This window comes from Rossellomorea orangium (genome assembly GCF_019334305.1).
Classification (GTDB): Bacteria; Bacillota; Bacilli; order Bacillales; family Bacillaceae_B; genus Rossellomorea.
Window position 1 is genome coordinate 369,651 of the sequence record NZ_JAHWGH010000014.1, and the last position, 10,923, is coordinate 380,573.

Here is a 10,923-nt window from a genome sequence, read left to right on the forward strand (position 1 = left end):
CCGCCCCCATGCTTCCCCTTATATAGTTCGTGAATACCTCAACGACCGATACTCCCCCTCCTCATTCCCATAAACAGGCTGCTCACTTTCATACAGGAACCCTCTCGCTTCATAAAAAGGAATCCCCTTCTGATTCCCTTTTTGCACAGACACCCATTGCTTCTCCGCATGGAATTCTTCTTTCTGCTGTTGGGTGATGGCCTCTAACAAGAGTGTCCCGATCCCTTCATTGCGCCTCGAAGGATCCAGGTACAAGACAAACAACTCTCCCTCCGTCTCACAAATCATCCCGCCTCCACCCGCGCCAAGGACTTCACCATTTTCAACCGCAACATAATAACCTCCCCAATACCGCTCCGATGTGGTCACTTCTTTCAGGATCCGCTCTTCGTTATAAAACTCTTCTATCACTCTTTCAATATATTCTTTTGCATAAATCTCTTTATACGTTGCCCAATACCCCTCTGAACAGACTTTCTTAATGCCTTTTACATGACTCTCGTTTGCTTTCAAAATACGTATCATGATCCAACCTCCAACTATATCTACTGAATAAAAGCTGAACTTTCCGTACCACTATCGAATTATTTCAGACTCCCTCTAGTCATTACGTCACACAAATCTCCCTCTCCTGATAACCATATGATTCTGAAGGTACAGGCATAAAGATTCATCTTTCTAAGTAACCCCTGATTTACAAAATATTAACTTGTTAGAAGCTTATTCCATCCCCTATCATTTCAAGTAGAAGCGAACACAACTGATGCCAATTCCTCAAGAAAATTTCATTTCTCACTGCCTGACTACGTTGTTTTACTATTAACATGCCATTCTCTCAGGGAATGACATGTTGATATAAAAAAATACATACAGGAGGCATTCCCATGCTAAAGAAATCATTGTTGTTTGTCGTTGCCCTGCTTCTCTCGTTCGCTTTATTCCTGCCGTCCGCATTCGCTTTCCCGCCCGGCACACCGTCCAAGTCAACTGCCCAATCTCAGCTGAACGCCCTGACTGTGAAATCTGAAAGCACCATGACCGGCTATTCCCGGGATAAGTTCCCCCACTGGATCGGCCAGGGAAATGGCTGTGACACCCGCCAGCTCGTACTCCAGCGTGATGCCGACAGCTACAGCGGCAGCTGCCCCGTAACGTCCGGTTCATGGTACAGTTATTACGACGGAATCACGTTCACCGATCCGTCCGACCTTGACATTGATCATGTCGTCCCCCTCGCAGAAGCATGGCGCTCCGGTGCCAGCAGCTGGACGACACAGAAGCGTGAAGACTTCGCCAATGACTTGAGCGGTCCCCAGCTGATCGCCGTCAGCGCAAGCTCTAACCGTTCCAAAGGCGACCAGGACCCATCCACATGGCAGCCACCGCGTTCGGGTGCCGCCTGCGGTTACTCCAAATGGTGGATCAGCACAAAATATAAATGGGGCTTGAGCCTGCAATCTTCAGAAAAAACCGCCCTTCAAGGCATGCTGAACAGCTGCGTCTATTGATTCCAGGGAAGCACGGGGACGGTTCTCGTGCTTCCTTTTTGAAATTCAAACATAGAATTGGAGGCATACATATGGAGAAGAAATCGACTATTTTCACTGCGACCCACGGGGTCATGACGGCTGAAGTCGGGGTGATCAGCGGGGAGCTCGAACTCGTGACAACTTGTGAAGAGGATGGTACCCTAACGCTATCGATCACATACGTCGGGGCAGAAGAGTGGTATTCCCTTCCCGGGGATGCCTATCGCTTACACGACGTGCGGGATCATGAGGTAGTGCATAACATGCTGGCAGCTGTGTTGGAACGGCCATAAAAAAAGAGCCAAAGGACCTGTCCCCTTGGCTCACTATCCTACTTCATCTCCATCACGGCAAAATAATTCTCTTCACCATCCGCAAAGTTGAACACTCTGCCGCCAGGCATCTCGACGATTTCCCCTACGGTGACGTTCTTATTGGATAAATCCGTATAAAATTCATCCAATCGATCGGTGAAAAACATCAAGGATGGCGTACCCAGGTTGAGTCCAGGTGACATCTTTGCTACGAATTCTTTGTTATGAAGAATGATACTTGTCTCGACGTCCTTCGTCGGCGCCACTTCAATCCATCTCATTCCTTGACCATTATCTTCCTCAGCCTTCACGGTGAACCCTACTTTTTCCGTCCAAAACTGAACTGCTGCATCCTGATTATCCACATATACCATAATTTGACCGACTTTATTGATCATCGTCTACGCCACTCCTCTAGCATGTTATTTCAGTGATTGAAGTGCCTCTTCCAAGCGATCCCACGTTTCCGAAATTCCCTGTTCCATTCCCATATCCAACACGGTCTTGAGGGCCTCCGCCGATGAGTAGACAGAACGGTTGATGACCTTCGTCTTACTTCCCATGTCAACGAATTCCAACGTCACATCCGTTGCCGGCATGTCTTCATTCGTATGGCCTTCCGCATCCGAGAAGACATCGACGTAAACGATTTTCTCCGGTTCGCAGATTTCTCTATACGTCCCTTTTCCCCATGATTCCATTCCGTAGAATGGCCCCTGGCCTTGATCCACGCATTTCATACAGTAATGCCAGACACCTCCCGGCTGGAAATCCATTTGGCATACAGGCAGCTCCCAACCTCTTGGCCCCCACCAGCGTTTGAGATACTCGGGCTCTTTAAACATCTTGAACACAATATCACGCGGGGCATCAAAGGTCCTTTCCAAGATAAGTACCCGGTTGTCTTCCACTCTCGAAAGCATATGGCTGTTGGACATTTCAGTTCCTCCTCAATAGGTTGAATGTACATATTGTGAAGATGTGATGGCCTGAATCTGTTGCGTTCTAAAAAAAGTAACCGATAGTAGTATTCTCCAGAGAATCCTATACTCCTTCATTCTCTCTAACTTTTTCTTCAAAAGAGCCAAGGGGACAGGTCCCTTGGCTCTTCCTGTGGAAGCAGAGGGACGGTTCTCATGCTTCCTTTTTTTATGAAGTCGACGCCCAAGCATGTTCACTACAATCATGAAAATAGAGCACACTATCCATAGGAGGTGGTAGTGTGACGGACAAAAAGAAACCATCCAAAGACGGAGACTCAGCCAATAAATATCAGCAGGATCGCCACAATCAAAATGCCAAAGCAGCGGCAGCACTTGAACCTGTGGCCCCAAGGATTGACTTAGATCATATTTAGTTCCTCAAAGAGAACGGTAAAAGCCCAGATTCTTCCTGGCTCTGGGTTTTCCGGTTTCCAACACTTTAGACCAAATAAGGTAAAAACGCCTTATGACGATAGACCCCAGCCGCTTCTCGTTTCACTTCTTCCATGATGACGTCTATTTCAGAAATCAATGCTTGTAACGACTCCTTCACTGCCCCTCCTTCAAAAAGCTCAAGAGAAATGGGCAATTCATCTTCATCTAAAACGGTATATCTTCCATCAGGAAATACAAGTACGTCCACAATTAAATCTTCAAACGAAACCATACCTGGGACAATTTTTGTATTTTTCACTATGTTAAAATACGCACCCAAATAGTCACCATTCCGACTTCTCCAAAAATACAGATTATACGGTCTGTCCTCCCAATAATATGCGACGGTATAACTTCCTCGTGGAATCGTTATTTCATCATCTGAAGTCGTCATGGTAAAAGGGGTTTCGATGACATGAAATAACGTTATTCTTCGATTCCCCAGTTCCAATACCCTGCATGAATAATCCACAGTATCTAAATTATACTTAATTTTCCGTTCGAGAATTTCTTCCATTTCGAACACAACCCTTTATTAGTTTCGAGAAGTAAAGGGAAAGCAGTCACCTGCTCCCCTCCTTCACCCGCTATTATAGTGGACCTTTCTTCCATTATAAAGGTTTCTAAGATCGCCACCTTCTTTGCAAAATAAGTAAATCTTATACCATATCATAAAATCATTATCATTTACTTATTAAAATAATCGGGATACTATTAAACTAAGGTTAGAATTTATTCCCAATAGAGGAGGAATGAGTTTAGATGATACTCGGTTTACATCACGTCCAGATCACCATTCCGAAAGGCACTGAAAAAGAGGGAAAAGAATTTTACTGTGCTCTTCTGGGGTTACCTGAAATCGAGAAACCCGACTCACTGAAAGGACGCGGAGGATTCTGGTTAAAGGTTGGGGACAGAGATGTTCACATAGGCACGGAAGATGGGTTCGACCGTTCCAAAACGAAAGCCCATCTGGCTTACCAGGTCGATAATATTTCAACTTGGAGAAACAGATTGAAGAAGCATAATATTCAAATCCTGGAAGGGGTGCCGATACCCGGGTTTGATCGGTTTGAGTTCAGAGACCCCTTCGGAAATCGGGTCGAAATGATTCAAGCGGTTTGAGAAGCGTGGGAGAACCCATCTCTTTGTGAAATTTGCCCTCCCTGAATTAAAATTCCCATTATTTCCCGACCAGCATTTGGTTTGTTTTCCTTCCAATCGGATATTAAATAATATGAAATCAAACCATAGAAATGAGGTAGTGAGAACATGCGGGAAAATCATGATCAAGTAAAAGGAAAGACAAATCAGGCGAAGGGAGAAGTGAAGAAAGGGCTAGGCAAACTGACAAACGACCATTCGATGATTGCAGAAGGTGAACGCGACAAGGATAAAGGAAAGATGCAAGAAAAGGTTGGAAATGCGAAGGAATCGTTTAAAAAGAATTGGTAACAGTAAGGAAGCGCGGGTCAATTCCCTGCGCTTCCTTTTCCATTCCTTGGCTCCTCTACAAATACCCTTTCAACCCTTCCTTCACCTCATCACTCGCAAAAGCCGCGTCCACACTGTTCAGATAAATCTCCCGATAATCCTCTTCACTCATGGCAAATTCACCCCATACCAACTCACATTCCTTCGTCATCGTCGTATCCGAGACCGTTCGGTTGTCTGTATTGATGGTGATCTTGATGCCGTCTCTGTGAAATTCGTAAAGCGGGTGATCTCGGAATTCCCGAACGGCTTTTGTCTGAACATTGCTCGTCGGACAGATTTCAAGCACGATCCCCTTATCCTTTACCACCTGATACGCTTCCGGACAATCTGTAATATAAACACCGTGCCCGATTCTCTCTGCCCCCAGCCATTCAACGGCCTCGAGAACATTTCTCCCGACGCCTGTTTCACCGGCATGGATCGTGACTCTGTAGCCATACTCTCTCGCAAGAGCAATCGGTTCAACGAATTCCGCGCAGAACCCAGCCTCTTCGGACGCACATAAATCAATGGCGACGACTCCTTTGCCAAGGAACCCCTTCCCCTTTTCCACCACTTCAAAGGCGCTTTCCGGAGACATCGTTCTCATACAGCACAAAATGATATTCCCTTTGATATCAAATCGCTCTTCCGCTTCTTTCATCCCATCAATGACACTTTCGATGATTTCTTCCACCGACAGTCCCTTTCGTGTATGTAAGAGCGGGGCGAATCGGACCTCCATATATTTCACGTTTTCCCCCGCCGCATCTTCATACAGCTCGAAGGTGATTCTCTTCAGATTTTCCTTTGACTGCATCACGTCATTCGGAATCGAGAACTTCTCCAGGTATTCATCCAATGATTTGCAGTCTAACGGGGCAATCAGTTCTTCTTTTATCTTATCTTGATCAAAAGAAGGAAGCTGAATTCCGTCCTTCTTCGCTAAATCAATAATTGTTTCGGGTCTGACACTCCCATCCAGATGGCAGTGAAGTTCAATTTTAGGCATTGTGGAATCATTCATGTTGGACCTCCTCAATTTTTCTATAAAAAAAAATCCTGATTACGAAGAAAATACATAGTACAGTACCTTCTTCGTAATCAGGATTTTTTGGTTCCTGGTAGAGACCTCCAAACCATATTATTGGAGTTATACGAATGTGAAATCGTATTTGGTTTGTTATAACGATAATAAAATTCGCGTTGAATGTCAAGGTGAAGCGCGGGGACGGTTCTGTTGCTTTCTTGAAATCAAAAAGAAGCAGCAGAACCGTTCCTATGCTTCCCGGCTAGATGAAACAGTTTTCTTTCGTTCCCCATCCAGTTCCGATAAAGCTTCAAAAAATTCGTCCCGCAACACGCCCATGATAATGTTGTCATGGAATTCCCCATCGTAGAATAGCTCACTGCGGATCACACCCTCTTGCTTAAACCCAAGCTTACCGTATGCTTTGATTCCCCTCGCATTATATGAATATACACATAAGGCGATGCGATTTAAATGGAGGTGCTGGAATCCATACTCCATGATCAGACGCAATGCTTCCGTACCGAAACCCTTCCCGAAATACTTCGGATCATGGATGGCAATTCGCACATTCGCATGGCGATTCAAATAATCAATCTCGTTTAAGGCAAGATCTCCAATCGGTTCTTCCGTTTCGTTCTTCGTGATGATCAGGTCAATTCGATGATCATCCAGCGCAAAGGCATCATAAGCCTTTTCGATTTTCGCTGGTGTTAACATTTTTTGTGCACCCGTCATCTTTCTGATTTCCGGATTGCTCAAAGCTTTCAAAATCAAGGCATAATCCTCTTTTTGAAAAGTACGCAAAGACACAGATTTTCCAACCAAGAATGTGTCCATCCCCATCCCCCTGCTTCCAATTATTAGAACATCATTATTTTATCAAGGGCCATCATAACTGTCTATAGGAAGCCCTTGGACGTTTCATCTAGCGACATCCACTCTCATATAAAAAAGAAATCCTGAGCATGTGATCTTTCAACAGAGCATCAAGGAGTTTGACGACAAAAGAAACGGGGCAATCGAATCAAAACCTCACAAACAGAGAATGTCATGGCTTTGTTGAAAACCGAGCTGAGGGATAATGGTCAGGACCAAGCCTGGACGTGTCAATCATTCCCTTCTCTTCTTTTCACCTTGGCCCACCTTATTTACGATGTTCATACTCAAAACCGAAAAACGGCGCCTGCCCTATCCAAGGTCTGGCGCCGTGCTTTTAGGAAGAGCGGACAATGTTCTCACACTTCATTTCCATGAAAAGGAAAAAGCGTCCACTGCTACTACCTTAAATAAAATCACTCAACAACAACCAATAACAAGGATTTAATGGGAGATTAGGCGGGACTGGTATGACGGTTGTATTGTATCCAACGATAAAGCTTGCCGGATTCGTAGCCGTAGCCCAACCCGTTATTTAACACATCATCACCCCTAAAAATCATCATTACTGTAATAGTATGTAGATTTTCAGGAGTGCTTGGACAAAAGGACAAGTTAGTTATTCATACCTTCTCTGATGGCATGGGGACAGTTCCTTTGCTTCCTCTATACATCACTTGGCATCTGCACATCCTCTGAGACATTGACCTCCCAGGTAATGATGGTGGTGCTATCCCGCACATGATGTTCCCGGATGGTGTCAAGGAGAGCCCTGATGCCATCGTTTCCTTGATGACGCTGCAGTGTGTTGTAGATTTCTTTAGGACCAGAGTAAGGTTCACCAGGACATTCCACTAATCCATCCGTCGTCACCAGAATCCGATTCAGTCCTTTTCGTAGCTCCCGTATGCCTCTGCTATAGCAGGGAACATCTTGATCAAAGGTGTTGACATGCCCGACCCATTCGTAAAATTGTCTTTGGTTGATCTGAAATTGACCCAGCTGGGCGAGTTCCGTGTGAAACAGGTACGAAAGGCAATCCCCTATCGAGAACCACCACAGGTACTTATTTTTCCTTAAAAGAATGATACAAGCTGTCTCCCCTTTGACCCGCCGACATTCAGACAAAAACTCCTTTTCCTGAAACATTTCCAGTATGGTTTCTTCTATTCCTTTAAAAGCTTGAGCAAACGGCTTGGTTAAAAGGACATAAATCTCTTCCTTAAAGTTTGCAAACTGGCGGAGCACCAATTCAGCACTTTCCGCGGAATAGTGGGCATCGAGCATCACAACAAATTCCCAGCTCCCTGTCTCATCCGCCCATATTAAGCATCCATCCTCATTTTTATATTGTCCTGCCGTTGAATTCCCGCCAAATCGTCCCAGAGTTAGGTGGCTAATGTGATCAATGATGATCTGATCGACATAACCGTCTTGACTTCCGACCCAGCTGAACTCACAAACGGAACGTGTCATAGGGCGTTTTTCTCCATATAGGCCTTCAAACGGGTGCACAGCTGTACCACTTCCTCGCTGCCCCCCATCGGAGCACTTTCCCAGTCGTACACCTCCATGGGACCCCAGAATTCCTCCGGTGTTCCCGGATATCGAGCGACCAAATGCATATGAAGATGTGGAACGGAATTGCCCGACACAAGCGAATAGATATGCTCAGCCTGCTCCGACTCCTTGAGAGCCTTACTGACTTTCGCCATCGTGATCCCAAACCTCTTCGCTTCCTCTTCCGTCATATCCGCAAGGGACGGAGCATGCCTCTTTAGATCAATCATGATATGACCTAAATAATTGGGTTTACCGTTTCGGTCGATGTGCCCCACGTACACATAGTCATCTTCGTAAATACATACCCCGGATGTCTCAATATCCCCGGCGTGCTTATCACATATAAAGCAATCCTTCCCCATTGCCCTTCCCCCTTTACCATTGTAAAAACAAAAAATCCCACCGTCTCATAAAGAGACGATAGGATCTCTATCGCGGTACCACTCTTCTTGTTTCCATTCCAATCGAAATAAAACATCTCAAGGACCCGATGACGGAGGTTACCCGTATAGACCTACCTGTCAGTCTATCCACTCCTAGGCGAGTTGGGGAGGTCATTGACTGTCTTTCACCTAACGACAGCTCTCTACACAATAACGTATCCTTACTAATCCTAATCCATGTGTTTACCTATATCTTTTAGAACATTCTATATATTACCAATTTACTTGTCAATATGTATTTTAACAACCATAGGTACTGCCACGGGACCTTTTCCCTTGGCTCAGTCAAGCTTTTCTTCTCCACCTCTCACTCTTCAGTGTGTTAAAATATATTTGGAAACTACGGTAAAGGAGAGTTAGTGCGCACATGATCGATCAAGGTAAACAAACATACACGAAAGCCATTTGTGAAAAAATAATGAGTCAAAAACAAGAGCTTATCGTTCAAAAAGACAATCTGAGATTAAGCCAATATCGAAACATAGAATCACAGCTGCAGAGCTGGCGTGAGAATATCATCGACATTTATGCGAAATCAATTGAAAGTGGCTTAGAACCGGCCTTCCAGCAATTACAGGAGTGGGGTTCAGAAGCCGTCGATACACTGGTGAATTTCAATTTGCCGTTGGAGATTGCTTTGGACGAAGTAAGAGATTACCGAAATTTAATCGGACACATCATCAAAGAGGAAGCGTCCGCTTTCAATTTGTCATTTGATCAATTTTACGAGCTGCTCTCAGACTTCGATGCAGTGGTGGATAGGGCCGTGCATTGGCTGAGCATGTCGTATACAAGAAGATTCTATACACGGATCAATGCGGCAGAAGCAACAGCGCTGGAGTTATCCATCCCGGTGATCAAAATCACCAATCAAGTCGGCATACTCCCTTTGATTGGTGACATTGACACCGAAAGAGCGCAAGAACTGATGGATAAAGCCCTCTCCAAAGGGAATGAATTATCCCTGGAATACTTAGTGATTGATCTATCCGGCGTTCCAATTATCGATACGATGGTGGCTGACCGCATTTTCAAAGTAGTCGATGCCCTATCCCTGATCGGAATCAAAACCATCCTATCCGGAATCAGACCAGAAATTGCCCAGACCATGACTCACCTTGGGATCGATAGTTCCAGAATCCCTGTGACCTCGAGTCTTCATATAGCGTTGGAGAAATTTTTGTAAGAAGCACAGGGATTGTTCCTGTGCTCTTTTTATTATGATGACATTATGAAACGGGACGGTTCATCCTGCATTTCGTTTCTCAAGCCAAGGGACCTGTCCCTCTGACTGCCTCTGGCTGTGGCTGCATAGGGACGGTTCTCATGCTTCCTTTTTCTGATTCCTTTACTATTCCCCCTCATAAACATCTAATGCCTTCCAGAAGAAGCAACGGTGCTTCTTTTCCACTATAGGAAACTGACAGCAATTTCAAGACTCCCTTGCGTCACACACCAAGGGTATATTCCCGAAGCAATAGGTTAATACCTAATAAAAAAAGGATTTACGGAGGTCGTGAAGCATTTGTATGCGTTTATGAGTGATATTGAAGTGACACTCTTATGGATTTACGTGGGAGTTATGTTTACAGGAGCAGCCGTCTTTGCCATATGGAGCATGAGAAGAAAAGGAGTTCCCAGGGTAGAGTATTTCATTGCTTTCCTTATTCCGGTTTGGTCGGGTCTAGCTTATATGTCCATGGCCATGGGACAGGGAGCTGTTCTCGTAGAAGGACAACTTGTTTATTTCGCCCGTTATCTAGACTGGGTCGTGACGACACCTTTATTGCTTACTGCTCTCGCGTTGACCGGTATGCATCAAGTAAAGAAGAAGGATCCAATCATCATTGCAAGCTTGATCGTAGCAGATGTCATCATGATTAGCAGCGGATTTATCGCTGACCTTTCATCGGGTGTCATGGTGTATACCTGGTATCTCGCAGGTGTGACAGCATTCCTGGTCATCCTTTGGATCATTTGGGTACCATTGAGAAAAATGTCTAAGAAACAGGACCAAAGCGTTTATAAAGTGTACCTCATTATGTGTGGGTATCTGACCTTCTTCTGGATTAGCTATCCTATTGCATGGCTCCTTGGACCTTCAGGGCTCGAAATCACCGGACAGTCAGGGGATACATTGTTATTCGTCATCTTGCCCATCTTTTCAAAAGTTGGGTTCAGCTTATTGGATTTGTATCAATTACGTCATTTGAAGTATGGATGAAATGGGGGACGTGGAACGGGAACAGACCCCCTTCTTTGTAGCCCTAT

The 10,923-nt window shown here is 45.0% G+C and carries 15 protein-coding genes, 1 riboswitch and 1 other annotated feature; of the genes, 7 read left to right on the forward strand and 8 right to left on the reverse strand.

Features of this window, described 5'->3' with window-relative positions; genetic code table 11:
* Positions 1-18: 18 nt before the first annotated feature.
* Positions 19-525 (reverse strand): GNAT family N-acetyltransferase, encoded by a 507-nt coding sequence (locus KYJ26_RS11480; protein WP_219167403.1) that lies wholly within the window; start codon positions 523-525, stop codon positions 19-21.
* Between the two features lie 359 nt (positions 526-884).
* Here KYJ26_RS11480 and KYJ26_RS11485 point away from each other — a divergent pair, with 359 nt between their 5' ends.
* Both KYJ26_RS11485 and KYJ26_RS11490 read left to right on the forward strand, forming a co-directional pair.
* On the forward strand, positions 885-1,508 hold the full coding sequence (locus KYJ26_RS11485) for an HNH endonuclease family protein (protein WP_219167404.1): 624 nt from the start codon (positions 885-887) through the stop codon (positions 1,506-1,508).
* A 71-nt stretch (positions 1,509-1,579) separates the two neighbouring features.
* A complete protein-coding gene (locus tag KYJ26_RS11490) occupies positions 1,580-1,822 on the forward strand; it encodes a hypothetical protein (RefSeq protein ID WP_219167405.1) in 243 nt (80 codons plus the stop codon).
* Positions 1,823-1,860: 38 nt separating this feature from the next.
* On the opposite strand, the gene KYJ26_RS11495 is transcribed toward KYJ26_RS11490, so the two are convergent.
* Positions 1,861-2,241, reverse strand: coding sequence for a VOC family protein (locus tag KYJ26_RS11495; RefSeq protein ID WP_219167406.1), 381 nt, complete (start codon positions 2,239-2,241; stop codon positions 1,861-1,863).
* Positions 2,242-2,265: 24 nt separating this feature from the next.
* Positions 2,266-2,781, reverse strand: coding sequence for an SRPBCC domain-containing protein (locus KYJ26_RS11500; protein WP_219167407.1), 516 nt, complete (start codon positions 2,779-2,781; stop codon positions 2,266-2,268).
* A 284-nt stretch (positions 2,782-3,065) separates the two neighbouring features.
* Between KYJ26_RS11500 and KYJ26_RS23965 the strand changes: the two genes are divergently transcribed.
* Positions 3,066-3,200 (forward strand): hypothetical protein, encoded by a 135-nt coding sequence (locus KYJ26_RS23965; protein WP_257474978.1) that lies wholly within the window; start codon positions 3,066-3,068, stop codon positions 3,198-3,200.
* Positions 3,201-3,265: 65 nt separating this feature from the next.
* On the opposite strand, the gene KYJ26_RS11505 is transcribed toward KYJ26_RS23965, so the two are convergent.
* Positions 3,266-3,778: a DUF402 domain-containing protein gene (locus KYJ26_RS11505; protein WP_219167408.1), complete on the reverse strand. Its 513-nt coding sequence runs from the start codon at positions 3,776-3,778 to the stop codon at positions 3,266-3,268.
* Positions 3,779-4,023: 245 nt separating this feature from the next.
* On the opposite strand from KYJ26_RS11505, the gene KYJ26_RS11510 reads away from it, so the two are divergent.
* The gene (locus tag KYJ26_RS11510) at positions 4,024-4,386 is read left to right on the forward strand and encodes a VOC family protein (protein ID WP_219167409.1); all 363 of its coding nucleotides are present in this window, start codon (positions 4,024-4,026) and stop codon (positions 4,384-4,386) included.
* A 147-nt stretch (positions 4,387-4,533) separates the two neighbouring features.
* Positions 4,534-4,716: a CsbD family protein gene (locus KYJ26_RS11515; protein ID WP_219167410.1), complete on the forward strand. Its 183-nt coding sequence runs from the start codon at positions 4,534-4,536 to the stop codon at positions 4,714-4,716.
* Positions 4,717-4,771: 55 nt separating this feature from the next.
* Here the strand turns inward: KYJ26_RS11515 and add are convergent, their stop codons facing one another.
* From add to KYJ26_RS11535, 4 genes are all read right to left on the reverse strand, one after another.
* Entirely contained in the window at positions 4,772-5,764 is a 993-nt protein-coding gene (add, locus tag KYJ26_RS11520) for an adenosine deaminase (protein WP_219167411.1), read from the reverse strand.
* A 54-nt stretch (positions 5,765-5,818) separates the two neighbouring features.
* A riboswitch (purine riboswitch) is annotated at positions 5,819-5,918 on the reverse strand.
* A 98-nt stretch (positions 5,919-6,016) separates the two neighbouring features.
* Positions 6,017-6,607 carry a GNAT family N-acetyltransferase gene (locus tag KYJ26_RS11525; RefSeq protein ID WP_219167412.1) on the reverse strand — a complete coding sequence of 197 codons (591 nt, stop codon included), beginning with the start codon at positions 6,605-6,607 and terminating at the stop codon, positions 6,017-6,019.
* Positions 6,608-7,312: 705 nt separating this feature from the next.
* Complete coding sequence (locus KYJ26_RS11530) at positions 7,313-8,122, reverse strand: PP2C family serine/threonine-protein phosphatase (RefSeq protein ID WP_219167413.1); 810 nt, start codon at positions 8,120-8,122, stop codon at positions 7,313-7,315.
* Positions 8,119-8,571 carry an HIT family protein gene (locus tag KYJ26_RS11535; protein ID WP_219167414.1) on the reverse strand — a complete coding sequence of 151 codons (453 nt, stop codon included), beginning with the start codon at positions 8,569-8,571 and terminating at the stop codon, positions 8,119-8,121. Before KYJ26_RS11535 ends, KYJ26_RS11530 begins: the two co-directional genes overlap by 4 nt.
* A 48-nt stretch (positions 8,572-8,619) precedes the next feature.
* Positions 8,620-8,839, reverse strand: a binding site (T-box leader).
* 180 nt (positions 8,840-9,019) lie between these two features.
* Here KYJ26_RS11535 and KYJ26_RS11540 point away from each other — a divergent pair.
* Positions 9,020-9,838 carry an STAS domain-containing protein gene (locus tag KYJ26_RS11540; RefSeq protein WP_219167415.1) on the forward strand — a complete coding sequence of 273 codons (819 nt, stop codon included), beginning with the start codon at positions 9,020-9,022 and terminating at the stop codon, positions 9,836-9,838.
* Positions 9,839-10,168: 330 nt separating this feature from the next.
* Entirely contained in the window at positions 10,169-10,876 is a 708-nt protein-coding gene (locus tag KYJ26_RS11545; RefSeq protein ID WP_219167416.1) for a bacteriorhodopsin, read from the forward strand.
* Positions 10,877-10,923 lie beyond the last annotated feature (47 nt).

What these genes read in the sequence shown, in the direction of transcription:
- KYJ26_RS11525 (WP_219167412.1), bottom strand. Translation starts at nt 6,607, where the DNA reads ATGGACACATTCTTGGTTGGAAAATCTGTGTCTTTGCGTACTTTTCAA.
- KYJ26_RS11510 (WP_219167409.1), top strand. Translation starts at nt 4,024, where the DNA reads ATGATACTCGGTTTACATCACGTCCAGATCACCATTCCGAAAGGCACT.
- KYJ26_RS11540 (WP_219167415.1), top strand. Translation starts at nt 9,020, where the DNA reads ATGATCGATCAAGGTAAACAAACATACACGAAAGCCATTTGTGAAAAA.
- KYJ26_RS11530 (WP_219167413.1), bottom strand. Translation starts at nt 8,122, where the DNA reads ATGACACGTTCCGTTTGTGAGTTCAGCTGGGTCGGAAGTCAAGACGGT.
- KYJ26_RS11500 (WP_219167407.1), bottom strand. Translation starts at nt 2,781, where the DNA reads ATGTCCAACAGCCATATGCTTTCGAGAGTGGAAGACAACCGGGTACTT.
- KYJ26_RS11485 (WP_219167404.1), top strand. Translation starts at nt 885, where the DNA reads ATGCTAAAGAAATCATTGTTGTTTGTCGTTGCCCTGCTTCTCTCGTTC.
- KYJ26_RS11535 (WP_219167414.1), bottom strand. Translation starts at nt 8,571, where the DNA reads ATGGGGAAGGATTGCTTTATATGTGATAAGCACGCCGGGGATATTGAG.
- KYJ26_RS11505 (WP_219167408.1), bottom strand. Translation starts at nt 3,778, where the DNA reads ATGGAAGAAATTCTCGAACGGAAAATTAAGTATAATTTAGATACTGTG.
- KYJ26_RS11480 (WP_219167403.1), bottom strand. Translation starts at nt 525, where the DNA reads ATGATACGTATTTTGAAAGCAAACGAGAGTCATGTAAAAGGCATTAAG.
- KYJ26_RS11490 (WP_219167405.1), top strand. Translation starts at nt 1,580, where the DNA reads ATGGAGAAGAAATCGACTATTTTCACTGCGACCCACGGGGTCATGACG.
- add (WP_219167411.1), bottom strand. Translation starts at nt 5,764, where the DNA reads ATGAATGATTCCACAATGCCTAAAATTGAACTTCACTGCCATCTGGAT.
- KYJ26_RS11495 (WP_219167406.1), bottom strand. Translation starts at nt 2,241, where the DNA reads ATGATCAATAAAGTCGGTCAAATTATGGTATATGTGGATAATCAGGAT.
- KYJ26_RS11515 (WP_219167410.1), top strand. Translation starts at nt 4,534, where the DNA reads ATGCGGGAAAATCATGATCAAGTAAAAGGAAAGACAAATCAGGCGAAG.